This is a genomic window from Microbacterium sp. NPDC080220 (assembly GCF_040686395.1).
GTDB classification, from domain to species: Bacteria; Actinomycetota; Actinomycetes; order Actinomycetales; family Microbacteriaceae; genus Microbacterium; species Microbacterium gawkjiense.
On sequence record NZ_JBFBOP010000006.1, the window covers coordinates 111,398 to 126,801 of the forward strand.

The 15,404-nt window shown below is 68.0% G+C and carries 16 protein-coding genes; 8 read left to right on the forward strand and 8 right to left on the reverse strand.

What is annotated here, in order from left to right:
- Positions 1-33 precede the first annotated feature (33 nt).
- The 3 genes from AB0P29_RS10815 to AB0P29_RS10825 are packed head-to-tail and all read left to right on the forward strand — an operon-like array spanning position 34 to position 2,403.
- The gene (locus tag AB0P29_RS10815) at positions 34-567 is read left to right on the forward strand and encodes a hypothetical protein (RefSeq protein ID WP_363379743.1); all 534 of its coding nucleotides are present in this window, start codon (positions 34-36) and stop codon (positions 565-567) included.
- Positions 568-578: 11 nt separating this feature from the next.
- Positions 579-1,469 carry a hypothetical protein gene (locus AB0P29_RS10820; protein WP_363379745.1) on the forward strand — a complete coding sequence of 297 codons (891 nt, stop codon included), beginning with the start codon at positions 579-581 and terminating at the stop codon, positions 1,467-1,469.
- A gap of 16 nt (positions 1,470-1,485) precedes the next feature.
- Positions 1,486-2,403: a 5'-3' exonuclease gene (locus AB0P29_RS10825; RefSeq protein ID WP_363379746.1), complete on the forward strand. Its 918-nt coding sequence runs from the start codon at positions 1,486-1,488 to the stop codon at positions 2,401-2,403.
- Position 2,404: 1 nt separating this feature from the next.
- On the opposite strand, the gene AB0P29_RS10830 is transcribed toward AB0P29_RS10825, so the two are convergent.
- Together AB0P29_RS10830 and trpD are read right to left on the reverse strand one after the other, a co-directional pair.
- Positions 2,405-3,397: a PHP domain-containing protein gene (locus AB0P29_RS10830; RefSeq protein ID WP_363379748.1), complete on the reverse strand. Its 993-nt coding sequence runs from the start codon at positions 3,395-3,397 to the stop codon at positions 2,405-2,407.
- 7 nt (positions 3,398-3,404) lie between these two features.
- A complete protein-coding gene (gene trpD, locus AB0P29_RS10835) occupies positions 3,405-4,457 on the reverse strand; it encodes an anthranilate phosphoribosyltransferase (RefSeq protein WP_363379749.1) in 1,053 nt (350 codons plus the stop codon).
- A 122-nt stretch (positions 4,458-4,579) separates the two neighbouring features.
- On the opposite strand from trpD, the gene AB0P29_RS10840 reads away from it, so the two are divergent.
- The 5 genes from AB0P29_RS10840 to AB0P29_RS10860 all read left to right on the forward strand — a co-directional run bounded on the left by AB0P29_RS10840 (position 4,580) and on the right by AB0P29_RS10860 (position 9,487).
- A complete protein-coding gene (locus AB0P29_RS10840; RefSeq protein WP_217531304.1) occupies positions 4,580-5,224 on the forward strand; it encodes a heme-copper oxidase subunit III in 645 nt (214 codons plus the stop codon).
- A 24-nt stretch (positions 5,225-5,248) separates the two neighbouring features.
- Positions 5,249-6,046 carry a cytochrome c gene (locus AB0P29_RS10845; protein WP_253034485.1) on the forward strand — a complete coding sequence of 266 codons (798 nt, stop codon included), beginning with the start codon at positions 5,249-5,251 and terminating at the stop codon, positions 6,044-6,046.
- 40 nt (positions 6,047-6,086) lie between these two features.
- Positions 6,087-7,163: a ubiquinol-cytochrome c reductase iron-sulfur subunit gene (locus AB0P29_RS10850; RefSeq protein WP_253034486.1), complete on the forward strand. Its 1,077-nt coding sequence runs from the start codon at positions 6,087-6,089 to the stop codon at positions 7,161-7,163.
- Positions 7,164-7,195: 32 nt separating this feature from the next.
- On the forward strand, positions 7,196-8,983 hold the full coding sequence (locus AB0P29_RS10855; protein ID WP_217531339.1) for a cytochrome bc complex cytochrome b subunit: 1,788 nt from the start codon (positions 7,196-7,198) through the stop codon (positions 8,981-8,983).
- 78 nt (positions 8,984-9,061) lie between these two features.
- Positions 9,062-9,487, forward strand: a complete 426-nt coding sequence (locus AB0P29_RS10860) for a rhodanese-like domain-containing protein (RefSeq protein WP_217531301.1) — start codon at positions 9,062-9,064, stop codon at positions 9,485-9,487.
- Positions 9,488-9,505: 18 nt separating this feature from the next.
- On the opposite strand, the gene AB0P29_RS10865 is transcribed toward AB0P29_RS10860, so the two are convergent.
- The 6 genes from AB0P29_RS10865 to AB0P29_RS10890 form a co-directional block, all read right to left on the reverse strand.
- A complete protein-coding gene (locus AB0P29_RS10865) occupies positions 9,506-10,303 on the reverse strand; it encodes a protein phosphatase 2C domain-containing protein (RefSeq protein ID WP_217531300.1) in 798 nt (265 codons plus the stop codon).
- Positions 10,304-10,309: 6 nt separating this feature from the next.
- Positions 10,310-10,744, reverse strand: a complete 435-nt coding sequence (locus AB0P29_RS10870; RefSeq protein WP_359919248.1) for a cytochrome c oxidase subunit 4 — start codon at positions 10,742-10,744, stop codon at positions 10,310-10,312.
- On the reverse strand, positions 10,745-12,487 hold the full coding sequence (gene ctaD, locus AB0P29_RS10875; protein ID WP_311283543.1) for a cytochrome c oxidase subunit I: 1,743 nt from the start codon (positions 12,485-12,487) through the stop codon (positions 10,745-10,747).
- Entirely contained in the window at positions 12,487-13,386 is a 900-nt protein-coding gene (gene coxB / locus AB0P29_RS10880; RefSeq protein ID WP_217531297.1) for a cytochrome c oxidase subunit II, read from the reverse strand. Before coxB ends, ctaD begins: the two co-directional genes overlap by 1 nt.
- A gap of 114 nt (positions 13,387-13,500) precedes the next feature.
- Positions 13,501-13,866, reverse strand: coding sequence for an iron-sulfur cluster insertion protein ErpA (gene erpA / locus AB0P29_RS10885; protein ID WP_064002321.1), 366 nt, complete (start codon positions 13,864-13,866; stop codon positions 13,501-13,503).
- Between the two features lie 115 nt (positions 13,867-13,981).
- The gene (locus tag AB0P29_RS10890; protein ID WP_363379752.1) at positions 13,982-15,373 is read right to left on the reverse strand and encodes a dipeptidase; all 1,392 of its coding nucleotides are present in this window, start codon (positions 15,371-15,373) and stop codon (positions 13,982-13,984) included.
- Positions 15,374-15,404 lie beyond the last annotated feature (31 nt).

Here is a 15,404-nt window from a genome sequence, read left to right on the forward strand (position 1 = left end):
GGGTGCGAGCGCATGGTCACTACCGTGGGTCGCATGACCGCTCGACGTTCTGCAGCGCTGCTCGCGGCGACCGCGCTCGCCGCCGCTCTCACCGCGTGCGCTCCCGCCTCCGCCCCGACGCCCTCCCCCACGCCGACCGGGTTCGCGTCGGAAGAAGAGGCGTTCGCCGCCGCCGAAGCGACCTACCGCGCGTACGTCGACGCCCTGAACCAGGTCGACCTCAGCGACCCCGCGACCTTCGAGCCGCTCTTCGCTATAACAACTGGGGAATTGAACGACATCGACCGGAAGTCCTTCTCCCAGCTTCATGCGGACGGAGCCGTGGTTTCCGGCGCGACCAAGATCGTCAGCATCACCCCGCTCGACCATGAGTCCACTGAGACGCGCTTGGCGATTTGCCTAGATGTGTCGGCGGTTGAACTCAAAGACGCCGACGGCAACAGCCTCGTCCAGGAGGATCGACCAGATCTCCGAGCTGAGACAGCAACCGTCGAGCGGACTCCCGACGGAGAGTCCAAGCTGGCATCGATCGGCGATGGTGTGGACGGCAGTAAATGCGGCGAGTAGCAATCTGCCTCATGTTGGTCGTCGCCGCTATCTTCGGCGCGACCTCCCCCGCTTCCGCGGCTGGCGGGTGTGGCAGTTCCGATCGCTGGTCCGGCGGAAGCTGTTCGGCAACCAATCGGGGCTCCTCGGTATCGATCGAAGCCACCCGCACGGAAGCCAACACACCCCGCGCCCCCTCGCGCAACACCAACAACAACGGCGGCAGGGGCAGCGCCCCGATCCTCGCCCCGCCCGCGCCGCGCGACCCGAACGCGTTCTACCCCGGGGGCCGCACACGCGAACAGTGGCTGCAGGACTGCGCCTTCGATCTCGCCTGCTCGGCTCCGATCACGGCGCCGGGCAGCGCGCCCCTTCCGGGCGCCGAGCAGGCCGATCAGGAGCCCGCCGACCCGGCGCCGGCGCCCGCCGCGCCCGACCCGACGACCGCCACGATCGACGACGTGGCGCAGTTCGCACCGGCGCCGCCGGGCGTCGTGGGCGAGCCGGACGGGTTCGGGGTGGTCGGCATGCCCACGAACTTCGTCGTCGGCGCTACGGAGCACACCGTCGACGGCGAGATCTTCGACGTCCCCGTGACCGTCCGATTCACACCGGTGTCCTTCCTCTTCGACTACGGCGACGGCGCCACCCGCGAGACGACGACCCCCGGGACGTCCTGGCAAGACCTCGACGTTCCGCAGTTCACCGCCACCGACACCAGCCACAGCTACGCCGATCCCGGTGAATACGAGGCCCGCGCGACGATCCGCTACGTCGCCGAAGCCGACGCCGGCGGCGGCTGGTTCGCCGTCCCCGGGATTCTCGAGATCGACACACCCGCGACCGTCATCCGCGTCGTGGACGTCGACACGGCCCTCGTCGCGCAGACCTGCGACGAAGACCCCGGCGATCCCGGCTGCTGAATGCGAGGATGAGCGCGTGACCGGACGCCTCATGCTGCTCGACTCCGCCAGCCTCTACTTCCGCGCCTTCTACGGCGTGCCCGACACGGTGAAGGCGCCTGATGGTCGCCCCGTCAACGCCGCGCGCGGATTCCTCGACATGATCGCCAAGCTCGTCAGCACCTACGAGCCGACGCACCTCGTCGCCTGCTGGGACGACGACTGGCGTCCGCAGTGGCGCGTCGACCTGATCCCGTCGTACAAGGCCCACCGCGTCGCGCAGGAGATGCAGTCCGCGCCGGACGTCGAGGAGGTCCCCGATCCCCTCGAGATCCAGGTGCCGGTGATCCGTGAGGCGCTCGGCACCCTCGGCATCCCGATCATCGGCGCACCCGAGCACGAGGCCGACGACGTCATCGGCACGCTCGCCTCGACCAGCGATATCCCCGTCGACGTCATCACGGGCGACCGCGACCTGTTCCAACTCGTCGACGACGCCCGCGGCGTCCGTGTCATCTACACCGGGCGCGGCATGAGCAAGCTCGAAGAACTGACGGATGCCGTCATCGTCAGCAAGTACGGCATCCTCCCGACGCAGTACGCCGACTTCGCCGCGATGCGCGGCGATGCGTCCGACGGCCTCCCCGGAGTCGCGGGGGTCGGCGAGAAGACGGCCGCGACGCTCCTCGCCGCCCACGGCGACCTCGCCGGCATCCGACGGGCAGCCGAAGCCGGCGAGGGGATGAGCGCCGGCGTGCGGAACAAGATCCTCGCCGCAGCCGACTACCTCGACGTCGCAACCCGCGTCGTCGAGGTCGTCCGCACCCTCGACCTCCCCGCGGTCGACACCCGCATCACCGCGCCCGACGAGGCGGCCGTCGCACAGCTCGCGGGGGCGTGGTCGCTCGGATCCTCCGCCACGCGCGCCGCGGCGGCGCTGTCCGCGCGGGCCTGACTCAGCGCGACGCCTTCCACTCCCGCAGCCGCGCCAGCGGCCACGTCGTGATGATGCGCTCCGGGGGCACACCGGCGCGTTCGGCGCGGACCGCGCCGTGATCGAGCAGCGACAGCTGACCGGGCGCGTGCGCATCCGAGTCGATCGAGAACAGGCATCCCACCTCGATCGCGAGGGCGAGCAGATCGTCCGGCGGGTCCTCGCGCTCGGGCCGGGAATTGATCTCCACGGCGGTCCCGTGCGCGGCGCAGGCCTCGAAGACCGCCCTTGGGTCGAACACGGACGGCGGACGCGTGCCGCGTGATCCCGAGACGAGCCGCCCCGTCACGTGACCCAGCACGTCGACACGCGGATCGGATGCCGCGGCCACCAGCCGCCGCGTCATCGGACCGCGCTCCATTCGCAGCGCCGAATGCGCCGACGCGACGACGATGTCGAGGGATCGGAGCAGCCCGTCCTCCTGGTCGAGCGAGCCGTCGTCGAGGATGTCGACCTCGATGCCGCTGAGGAGGGTGAAGTCGTCGTCGCAGAACCCCGGGAGGAGCGCCAGTTGCTCGCGGAGCCGCTCCGCGGACAGGCCCCGCGCGACGCGCAGCCGCGGCGAGTGGTCCGTGAGCGCGAGGTACTCGTGGCCGAGCGCCCTGGCCGCCTCCACCATGAGGTCGATGGACGTCAGCCCGTCCGACCATTCGGAGTGCGCGTGCAGGTCTCCGCGCAGCTGCGACCGCAGAGCGGATGCCTGTGGCGGCGCCACGCGCTCCCGGAGATCCGCCAGATACGTGGGGACGCGGCCCGAGACCGCCTCGCTGATCACGGCGAAGGTGGAGTCGCCGATGCCCTTCCGAGCACGGATCCCACGGAGGTCGGTCCGCTCGTCCGCGCTCAACTCCGCCAGGGTCTTCGCGGCGGCGCGGAACGCCTTCGACTTGTACCGCGAGGCGCGATCGCGCTCGAGGAGCTCCGCGATCTCCGTCAGCGCCTCGACCGGGTCCATGTCGGCCTCAGCGCCCGGATGCCGCGACCCACGCGTCGAGCTTGGCTGCGGCCGCACCCGAGTCGACCGCCGCCGCCGCCTCGGCGTGGGCCTCGGCGAGGCGCTCCACGAAGGGCCGTTGGAGCTCACCCGCATCCCGGAACAGCCGGTACGAGACGATCCCGGCGGCGGCGTTGAGCAGCACGATGTCGCGCACCGGACCGGACTCGCCCTGCAGCACGCGACGGACCACCTCGGCGTTGTGCGGGGCGTCGCCCCCGACGAGGTCGGAGATCTCCGCCCGCGGGATCCCGAGGTCACGCGGATCGAGGTCGTGCTCGCGGACGTCGCCCCGGCTGATCTCCCACACCCGGCTGTGCCCGGTGGTGGTGAGTTCGTCCATGCCGTCGTCGCCGCGGAAGACGAGCGCCGTCGCACCGCGCGTCCGGAAGACGCCGGTGATGAGCGGCACACGGTCCAGGTGCGCGACCCCCACCGCGTTGGCCTCGGCACGCGCCGGATTGCAGAGCGGTCCGAGGAAGTTGAAGACGGTCGGGATGCCGAGCTCGGCGCGCGTGGGACCGGCGTGGCGGAACCCGGGGTGGAACGCGGACGCGAACGCGAACGTGATCCCCACCTCGTCGAGCACCGCGGCGACCCGTTCGGGCGAACTCGTCAAGTCGACGCCGAGGGCCGCCAGCACGTCGGACGATCCCGACTTCGAGCTCGCGGCGCGGTTGCCGTGCTTGACGACGGGGATGCCGGTGGCCGCCACGACCACCGATGCGGTCGTCGAGACGTTCACGGTCCCGTAACGATCGCCGCCCGTGCCGACGATGTCGAGCACCCCGGCCGGCACCGGGAGGGGAACGGCCGCTTCGAGGATGGCGTCGCGGAAGCCGACGACCTCGTCGACGGTCTCACCCTTGGCGCGCAGCGCGACGAGGAACGCCGCGAGCTGCGACGGGGTCGCCGCACCCTGCATCACCTGGCGCATCGCCCAGGTCGACTCGGACACGCTGAGGTCCTGACCGGAGAGCACCGAGGTGAGGATTTCGGGCCAGGAGTACATGTCCGCCATGCCTCCCGATCCTACTCAGCACTCTGTCAGCCGACTCGCGGCCCGTGCATCACGCGATCCGATGCCGGAGAAAGGGACGAGTACCTTCAGGAATGCGAAACCCTCCCCCAACATCGGCCATAATGGGGAGCGTGACGACCACTCCCGCGAAATACAACCAGGCACTGCGTTCGGTGAAACGACCGGACCCGGTGGCCGTCGGCACGATCGTGTGGCTCGGCAGCGAGGTCATGTTCTTCGCCGGCCTCTTCGCCATCTACTTCACGATCCGCAACACCTCGCCGGAGCTGTGGGCTGCCCGCACCGACCTGCTGAACATCCCGTTCGCCGCGGTGAACACCCTCATCCTGGTGCTGTCGTCGTTCACGGCGCAGGCCGGTGTCTTCGCGGCCGAGCGCTTCCAGCCCTACCGTCGCGGATCCCTCTGGAACTTCCGCCAGTGGGGCATGGTCGAGTGGTTCTACGTGACCTTCATCATGGGTGCGGTCTTCGTCTCGGGTCAGGTGTGGGAGTACGCCACCCTGATCGCCGAGGGCATGCCCATCAGCGCCGACTCCTACGCGTCGGCCTTCTACCTGACGACCGGCTTCCACGCCCTGCACGTGACGGGTGGCCTCATCGCCTTCCTGCTTATCATCGGGCGCGCCTTCGCCGTCAAGAACTTCGGCCGCAAGGAGATGACCTCCGCGATCGTCGTGTCGTACTACTGGCACTTCGTCGACGTCGTGTGGATCATCCTCTTCGCCGTCATCTACTTCATCCGGTAACACAGAGCGGAGCTGAGTTCCTCAATGGCATCCAAGACCCCGCGTCGGCAGACGGGCCGTCGCAGCAAGTGGGCGGCCGCCGCTCTGATCGGCGTCGGCCTGCTGCTCACGGGTGGCATCTACGCCGGTGCGTCCGCCGCCATGGCGTCGACGACGTCGACCGAGACGTCCACGCTCACCGTCGAGGACGGCAAGAAGCTGTTCCAGGCGAACTGCGCGACCTGCCACGGCCTCAACCTCCAAGGCACGCCCGACGGCCCCTCGCTCTACGGCGTCGGGGAGCTGTCCGTCGAGTTCCAGGTCGCGACCGGCCGTATGCCCCTGCAGAACCAGGGTCCGCAGGCACCGAAGAAGTCGCCGCAGTTCACCGAGGACCAGATCAAGGCGATGGCCGCCTGGGTGCAGTCCGTCGCCCCCGGACCCACCTACCCCGACGAGCGCACCCTCGACGGCGAGGGCAACCTGACCCAGGGCGCCGAGCTCTTCCGCATCAACTGCGCGATGTGCCACAACGTCGCCGCCGCCGGTGGTGCTCTGACCGAGGGCAAGTACGCTCCCGCGCTCACCGAGACCAGCCCGCTGCACATCTACGCGGCGATGGTCACGGGCCCGCAGAACATGCCCGTCTTCAACGACATGACCATCACGCCCGACGAGAAGCGCGACATCATCTCGTCCCTGATGTACCTGCAGAAGAGCGAACCCGTCGGTGGGTTCACGCTCGGTTCGCTCGGACCGGTCTCCGAAGGCCTGTTCATCTGGATCTTCGGCATCGGCACGCTGATCGGCATCTCGGTGTGGATCACCGCGAAGTCCAACTGACCCACCACTGACGCACAGAATTTCACGGACGAGGAGCACAATGTCACACGAGGAAGAGCCGCAGGCGCTCGAGAAGGCTCCTCAGCCTTCGTCGGGTCTCGTCGTCGCGGTCGCCGACCCCGTGCAGAATCCGGGTCTGCCGCCGCACCGCGAGCGGATGACCGATAAGGACCCGGCGGCGATGGCCCGCGCGGTCCGCACCGTCTACACGCTGTTCTACATCTCGCTCGCCGCCAGCCTCTGGGCGGTGGCCGCGTACATGCTGTTCCCGATCGAGAGCGGCGCCTTCGGCGACATCCGCGCGAACAACCTGTTCATCGGACTCGGGATCGGGTTCGCCCTCCTCACCATCGGCATCGCTGCGATCCACTGGTCGAAGGCGATCATGCCCGACAAGGAGCACATCGAGCAGCGCCACCCGACCCGCGGCAAAGAGTCCACCCGCGAAGCGGCCGTCGACGTCTTCCGCGAGGCCAACGAGGAATCCGGCTTCGGCCGTCGCACCGCCATCCGCGGTGGTCTCATCGCCGCCCTGGTCGCCTCGATCGTCCCGGGTGTGACGCTGTTCCGCGGCCTCGCTCCCCACGCATCCGAGGAGAACCCGCTCGCCGGTGACCCCGTCGCGCTGCTGAAGCACACGATGTGGAAGGAGGGTGAGCGCCTGGCGCACGACCCGTCCGGCCTCCCCATCCGCGCCGCCGACGTCGCGCTCGGCTCCGCCGTGCACGTCATCCCGGAGTCCCTCAAGGACGTCGACCACCTGGATGGATACCTCGAGGAGAAGGCCAAGGCCATCGTCCTCCTCATGCGGCTGCTCCCCGAGCAGCTGCCCGCCGAGTACAACCGCCTCGACTGGTCCTACGACGGGATCGTGGCGTACTCGAAGGTCTGCACGCACGTCGGATGCCCCGTCGCGCTGTACGAGCAGCAGACCCACCATCTGCTCTGCCCCTGCCACCAGTCGCAGTTCGACGTGTCGCGCGGCGCCGAGGTCATCTTCGGACCCGCCGCCCGCCCGCTCCCCCAGCTGCCCATCACGGTCGACGCAGACGGATATCTCATCGCCAAGAGCGACTTCGAAGAGCCCGTCGGGCCGAGTTTCTGGGAGCGTCGTTGAGCACCGTGACTGAATCCTCGTCTACCACAGCGGTGGCCAAGCCGGCGGAGAAGCCGCTCGGCGGCCGCTTCATCGGCGCCACGGCCAACTACCTCGACGAGCGAACGAGCATCTCCGGTCTCGTCAAGGAGATCGGGCGCAAGATCTTCCCCGACCACTGGTCGTTCATGCTCGGTGAGATCGCCCTCTGGAGCTTCGTCGTCGTCTTCCTGTCGGGCTCGTTCCTGACGTTCTTCTTCGAGGCGTCGATGGCGCCCACGCACTACAACGGCGCATACGTACCGCTGCGTGGCATCGAGATGTCGGCTGCCCTCGAGTCGACGCTGAACATTTCGTTCGACCTCCGTGGCGGTCTCCTCGTGCGGCAGCTTCACCACTGGGCGGCGCTGCTGTTCATCGCCGCGATCGGCGTGCACATGCTGCGCGTGTTCTTCACCGGCGCGTTCCGCAAGCCGCGTGAGCTCAACTGGGTGATCGGGTTCGTCCTGTTCATCCTCGCCATGGCACTCGGCTTCACCGGTTACTCGCTCCCCGACGACCTGCTCTCGGGCAACGGCCTCCGCATCATCGACGGCATGATCAAGGGTCTGCCGCTGATCGGCACCTGGACCTCGTATCTGCTCTTCGGCGGCGAGTTCCCGGGCATGGCGATCGTCGGTCGTCTGTACACGCTGCACATCCTGCTGCTGCCGCTGATCCTCATCGCGCTCATCGCCGCGCACCTCATGCTGATGATCATCAACAAGCACACGCAGTTCGCCGGCCCCGGCCGCACGAACGACAACGTCGTGGGCTACCCGATGGTCCCGATCTACATGTCGAAGATGGGCGGCTTCCTGTTCATCACGTTCGGTGTGCTCGTCCTCATCGCCTCGATGTTCACGATCAACCCGATCTGGAACTACGGCCCGTACGACCCGTCCCCCGTCTCGGCCGGCACCCAGCCCGACTGGTACATCGGCTTCGCGGACGGCGCGCTCCGTCTCGCGCCCTCGAACCTGGACCTCGTCCTGTTCGACCGCACCTTCTCGTTCGGCATCCTGCTGCCGGTCGCGGTGCTGGGCCTGTTCATCGTGCTCGTCGCGGTGTACCCCTTCATCGAGGCGTGGGTCACGGGTGACAAGCGCGAGCACCACATCGCGCAGCGTCCCCGTCACGCGCCGACCCGCACGGCCATCGGCGTCGCCGGCGTCATCTTCTACGCCGTTCTGTGGGCCGCCGCCTCCTCGGACATCATCGCCACGCACTTCTCGCTGACGATGGAGGGGGTCATCCACTCCCTCCAGGCGCTGCTGTTCATCGGCCCGATCGTCGGCTACTTCGTGACGAAGCGGATCGCGATCGCGCTCCAGAAGAAGGACCGCGAGATCGCCCTGCACGGGTACGAGTCGGGTCGCATCGTCCGCCTTCCCGGCGGCGAGTACATCGAGGTCCACCAGCCCGTCGACGCGTACGAGCGCGTGAAGCTGATCGACTTCGAGGTGCACGAGCCCCTGGTCGTCCGTCCGAACGACAACGGCCGGATCCCGTGGCACCAGAACGTCCGCGCCTCGCTGTCGCGCTGGTTCTTCGAGGACCGTCTGTCGCCGGTCACGCAGACCGAGCTGGATGCCGCGATCGCCCACCAGCACCACGCACTCGAGCACATCGAGCACGAGGAGCAGGAGGAGATCCGCGGTGCCCACGAGCGCGCCGGTGTCCCCGACGCGCCGCTGCACCCGATCGACGACGGTCACAACCCGGAGACCGCGAACCGCCCGTCGAACATCATCGTGGTCGACGACGCTCCGCGGAAGAAGGACGACGGCGCGAAGAGCTGATCCTCTCTGGCAGGATTGCGGCGGGGTCTGACCGAAAGGTCAGGCCCCGCCGCTTCTCTGTTCCCGTAGCGTCGAGACATGACCACCTCCCCCGTCGACGCACTCACCTACTTCCGGACGAAGCTCCACCACGAAACGGACCCCAGCGACGTCTACGCGGCGCAGAAGGCCGGCGAGCACTTCGTCCTCGTCGATGTGCGCAACCAGGAGGCCTGGGACCAGGGACACGCACGAGGCGCGCTGCACATGCCCCACCGCGAGATCGCGGCCCGCGCGCCGCAAGAGATTCCCGCGGACACCCCCGTCGTCGTGTACTGCTGGAGTCCCGGCTGCAACGGCGGCGCCCGTGGCGCCGTGGAGTTCGCGCAGCTCGGCTACAGCGTCCGCGAGATGATCGGCGGCTACGAGTACTGGGCACGGGAAGGGATGCCGGTGGACGCCGCATCCGGCTCACTCCCCCGTATCTTCGATCCGCTCGTCATGCCGGTCCGATCCGACTCCTGAGCGCCCCTGTGGGAGCGTTCAGGCGCTCGCCAGACCGGCCTCGATGACCTCGGTCCACCGGGAAGCTGCCGCGCCAGCGATGACGGGGACGGCGGCGATGTCGGGCACGCCGTCGATCACGTCGCACACGACCGCGGTGACGTTGTCGCGTGAGGCCGCCTGCAGCGCGAGCTCGACGATCATCCGCGACGCCGCGACGGGATCGGCGACGCCACCCACGATCTCGGCGAGGGCATCCTCGGGGACGTAGTCGGTGACGCCGTCGCTGCAGAGGAACCAGCGGTCGCCGATGCGCACGTCGCGCGTCTCGACCCTGATCACGTCCTCCTCGTTGCCGCCCAGCGAGGCCGTGATGATGTTGCGGCGCGGATGCGTCCAGGCATCCTCGGGACGGATGAGTCCGCGGTCGACCAACGCCTGCACGAAAGAGTCGTCACGCGTCTGCCGTGCCAGCTCACGGTCCCGCAGGAGATAGGCGCGGGAGTCCCCCGTGTGGGCGACGACGAGTCCGCCGTCCCCCGTGAGCCAGACGCCGGTCAGTGTGCTCGCCATACCCGCGAGGGCGGCGTCGCGGCGGATGTGAGCACCGATGTCCCAGTTGGCGGCCTTGACCCGGCCGATGAGGTCTTCGGCGCTGGGAAGAGCGCCGCGCAGCGTGATCAGCTTGTGGATGATCGCGGCCGACGCGAGATCACCGGAGGGACCACCGCCGACGCCGTCCGCCACAGCTGCGGCAAACGGCGAGGCGAAAGCGGCGTCCTGGTTGACGTCCCGGTAGCCTCCGACGTCGGAGAAGACGCCCGCATGGATGCGCATGGAGACTCAGCGGGCGAAGTAGCCCCGGTAGTACTCGTAGACCCAGCCGACGATGGCGACGACGAAGATGGCGAAACCGATCGGGATCATGAACTCACCGACGGCGAGACCGATGAAGGCCACGGCCGCCGAGCCGGCGAGCACGAGCGGCCACCACGACCACGGCGAGAACTCGCCCATCTCGGGGTCGCCGTCGTCGATGTCGGCCGTGAGGGAGTCCTCGGGGAGGACGCCGCCCTGGGCCTTCTCGACGCGGCTCGTGTAGAACGCGATCATCGCAGCCATGGCCATCACGAAGACGAGTGCCACGGACCCGACCCACTCGATCCGGTTGAAGACCGGAAGCTGCGGGTGGGCGATGATGTTCCACACCACGTAGACGACGGCGACGAGGCCGAAGAACGCGGTCAGGATCCACCAGAGGTTGACGTTCGTCTTCACTTACTTGACCTCACCGTTCGTCAGATCGACCACCGGGGCGTCGGGCGCGTCCTTGGCAGGACCCACACCGACGGGGATGCCGGCTTCGGGGTGGTTCAGGTCGAATGCGGGCCGCTCGCTGCGGATACGCGGGATCGACGTGAAGTTGTGGCGCGGCGGCGGGCAGCTGGTCGCCCACTCGAGCGAACCGCCGTAGCCCCACGGGTCGTTGACCGTGACGCGCGGCGCGGTGCGAGCCGTGATCCAGACGTTCAGGAGGAACGGCACCATCGAGGCGGCGAGGATCATGGAGCCGATCGTCGACACCTGGTTCTGCCAGGTCCAGCCGTCCTGCATGGCGTAGTCGGCGTAGCGTCGCGGCATGCCGTCCGCGCCCAGCCAGTGCTGGATGAGGAACGTCATGTGGAAGCCGATGAACAGCAGCCAGAAGTGCACGAGACCCAGACGCTCGTTCAGCATCTTGCCCGTCCATTTGGGCCACCAGAAGTAGAAGCCCGCGAACATCGCGAAGACGACGGTTCCGAAGACGACGTAGTGGAAGTGCGCCACGACGAAGTACGAGTCGGAGACGGCGAAGTCCAGCGGCGGCGAGGACAGGATGACGCCGGTCAGACCACCGAAGACGAACGATACGAGGAAGCCCAGGGCGAACACCATCGGCGTTTCGAAGGTGATGGATCCACGCCACATCGTGCCGATCCAGTTGAAGATCTTCACACCCGTCGGGACCGCGATGAGCATCGTCATGAGCGCGAAGAACGGCAGCAGGACGGCACCCGTGACGTACATGTGGTGAGCCCAGACCGAGACCGACAGCGCGGCGATCGCGATCGTCGCGTAGACGAGCGTCTTGTAGCCGAAGATCGGCTTGCGACTGAAGACCGGGAAGATCTCCGACACGATGCCGAAGAACGGCAGCGCGATGATGTACACCTCGGGGTGCCCGAAGAACCAGAACAGGTGCTGCCAGAGGAGGACGCCACCGTTGGCCGGGTCGTAGATGTGGGCGCCGAGGATGCGGTCGGCCGCCGCAGCGAAGATCGCCGCCGCCAGAACCGGGAAGGCCATCAGGATCAGGATGCTGGTGACCAGCGTGTTCCAGCTGAAGATCGACATGCGCCACATCGTCATACCGGGCGCACGCATCGTCATGATCGTGGTGATGAAGTTGACACCACCGAGGATCGTGCCGAAACCGCTCATGCCGAGGCCCAGCATCCAGAGGTCACCACCGGCACCCGGGCTGAAGCTCTCGCTCGCCAGCGGCTGGTAAGCGAACCACCCGAACGCGGCGGCACCCTGCGGGGTGAGGAAGCCGGCGACGGCGATGGTCGACCCGAACGTGAAGAGCCAGAAGGCGAAGGCGTTCAGACGCGGGAACGCGACGTCGGGCGCTCCGATCTGCAGCGGCAGCAGCACGTTGGCGAAACCGGCGAACAGCGGCGTCGCGAACATGAGCAGCATAATCGTGCCGTGCATCGTGAACAGCTGGTTGTACTGCTCCTTCGTCGGCACCACCTGCATGCCCGGCTCGAAGAGCTCGGCGCGGATGATCAGCGCCATCACGCCGCCGAGCATGAAGAACAGGACCGACGCGATCAGGTACATGTACCCGATGGTCTTGTGGTCGGTGGAGGTGATCCACTTCACCACGATGTTGCCCTTGTGCTCGACGCGCGAGCGGCTCAGCAGCGCCGCCTGGCGAGGGGGAAGGGTCTGTGCCGGAGGCGTGATGGTGGCCATCAGTTGTTCTCTCCCTCGGCGGCAGGTGCGCCGGTGCCCGGTGCGTTCTGCTGACGGTCAAGGACGTCATCGATGTCGCCGGTCTGGCCCTTGGCCTCGAGCGACGCGATGTACGACTGGTATTCGGACTCGGAGACGACCTTCACGTTGAAGAGCATCATCGAGTGGTACTGGCCGCAGAGCTCGGCGCACTTGCCGACGTACTCGCCCTCCTTGGTGGGGACGAACGACCAGTAGTTGTCACGGCCCGGGATCATGTCCTTCTTGTAGAGGAAGTCCACGATCCAGAACGAGTGGATGACGTCGCGCGACTCGAGCTGCAGCGTCACCTTCTTGTCGACCGGCAGCACCAGCTCGGGGAGCTCGTTGGTGATGTTGCCCTGGGCGTCGGTCTGCGCCTGGACACCCATGGTCCAGACGGACTCTTCGGTGTCGTTGCAGTCGGAGCCGTTGTACTGGAAGTCCCAGGCCCATTGCTTGCCGATCGCGGTGATGCAGACATCGGGGGTCTCGTGCTGTTTCTCGATGATCGTCTGGTCGCGGGCGGTGAACGCGAAGAAGCCGAGCACCAGGATGACCGGCGCGATCGTGAAGAACATCTCGATCGGCATGTTGTAGCGCAGCTGCACCGGCAGCCCTGACTGGCCCTTGCGGCGCCGGTAGGCGATCGCGGCCCAGCCCATGAGGGCCCAGGTGATGACGCCGACGGCGAGGACGACGATCCACGACGTGGTCCAGAGGCCGGCGATCATCGACGTGCGGTTCGTCGCCTGGCCGCCCTCCTCATCGAAGCCGGGGAGGAAGCCGTTCGCTGTCGTGGGGCTGCAGCCCGCCAGCGCGACCGCGGAGGCGATCGTGAGCGGGAGAGCTACCCAACGGAGTCGGCGGTTGACGCGCACGGTGCACCTTTCGGGGACATGAAGGTCAGACTCATGCCAGTCTAGGGCAACCTCTTACAAAGTTCCGGCCATCCGCTCAGGATGCCGGGACCGATGGAGGCGACCCGGGATGGATCAGTGGAAGCTGTCGCCGCAGGCGCAGCTGCCGGCGGCGTTGGGGTTGTCGATCGTGAAGCCCTGCTCTGAGATCGTGTCCTTGAAATCGATCTTCGCGCCGTCGAGGTAGGGCACCGACATGTCGTCGACGATGACCTCGACGCCGTCGAAGTCGACCGTCTTGTCGCCGTCGAGATAGCGCTCGTCGAAGTACAGCTGATAGATCAGACCCGAGCAACCGCCCGGCTGGACGGCGACGCGGAGCCGGAGGTCGTCACGGTTCTCCTGCGACAGCAGGCTCTTCACCTTCTCGGCAGCGGCCTCGGTGAGGGCGACGCCGTGGGCGGGAACGGTCTCGGTGGACTGCGTGGCGATGTCGGTCATGACTCTCCCCATGGTCGGGCCGCCAGTGCTCTTGAGGAACGGGGGCGGCGTGTTCTCTCGATTCTACGTCCCGGTGCGCCTCTCGGCCCGGCGACGCGGGTGATCGTGCCGCCGTTCAGTCGGAGGCGTCGAGCGAGGCGAGCAGCAGCGCCTCGGTCACCAGGGCGTTGCGGAACGTCTCGACGTGCAGCGACTCGTTGGGGCTGTGGGCCCGGGCGTGCGGGTCCTCGACACCGGTCACGAGGATCTCGGCCCCCGGGAACTCCCGCACGAGGTCGGCGATGAAGGGGATCGACCCTCCCACGCCGATGTCGACCGGAGTGCGGCCGTACCCGCTCTCGAGGGCGGCGCGCGCCGCTTCGACGGCGGGGCCGGACGTGTCGACGAGGAACGGGTCGCCGAAATCGACGTCGCGGAAGGTCAGCCGCGCCCCGAACGGCGCATGGCTGCGGAGGTGCGCCTCGATCGCGGCGAACGCGTCGGCGGCGGCCTGCCCCGGGGCGACCCGGGTGCTGATCACGACCGAGACCTTCGGTGTCAGCGTGTTGGACGCGTTCCGGACGCTCGGGGCGTCGATGCCGGTGATCGTGATCGACGGCTTGTTCCAGATGCGGCTGAGGATCTCGTCGCGCCCGATCGGCGACACCCCCTCGGGAAGGCCCGCCTCGCTGCGGAGGGTCTCCTCCGAGTACGGCGGGGTGGCGGCAACCCGGGATTCCAGTCCGGCGACGGCGACGGCACCGTCCTCGTCCCAGAGGGTCGCGAGAAGGGTGACCGCCGCGAGCATCGCGTCAGGCACGGCGCCACCGAACATGCCCGAGTGGGAAGCGTGCTCGAGCGTCTCGATGTCGAGGGTGAAGCGGGCATTGCCGCGCAGCGACACCGTCAGGGCGGGCGTCTCGGAATCCCAGTTGCCGGAATCGGCGACGACGATCACGTCGGCGCGGAGCGCATCCGCGTTGTCGCTGAGGAACTGGGAGAAGGATGCCGACCCGGCCTCCTCCTCCCCCTCGAAGAAGAGGTTGACGCCGAGGTCGAAGTCCGTGCCCACGGCGTCGACGAGCGCGCGCAACGCCCCGATGTGGGCCATGATGCCGGCCTTGTCGTCGGCCGCGCCGCGACCGTAGATCCGGCCGTCGCGCAGAGTCGGCTCGAAGGGCGGCGACTCCCACAGGGACTCGTCCCCGACGGGCTGCACGTCGTGGTGGGCGTAGAGGAGGATCGTCGGGCGATCGTTGCGGGCGGGGCGCGTCGCCAGCACCGCCGGCATCCCCTCCTCCCCCGTCTCGGGGACGACGGCGGTCGCGATCTCGACGCGTTCGAAGATGCCGAGGCCCTCGACGAGCGTCTTCACGGCCTCGGCGCTGCGCTGCACCTCGGCCCGGTCGAACCCGGGGAACGCGATCGAGGGGATGCGGACGAGCGAGCCCAGGTCGGCGAGGGCGGCGGGCACCTGGGTGAGGGCCGCTTCGCGCACCGCAGCGGACCGGGTGGTGTCGGAAGTCATGCGGGTAATCTTATGTCGCACGCCTTTTTCG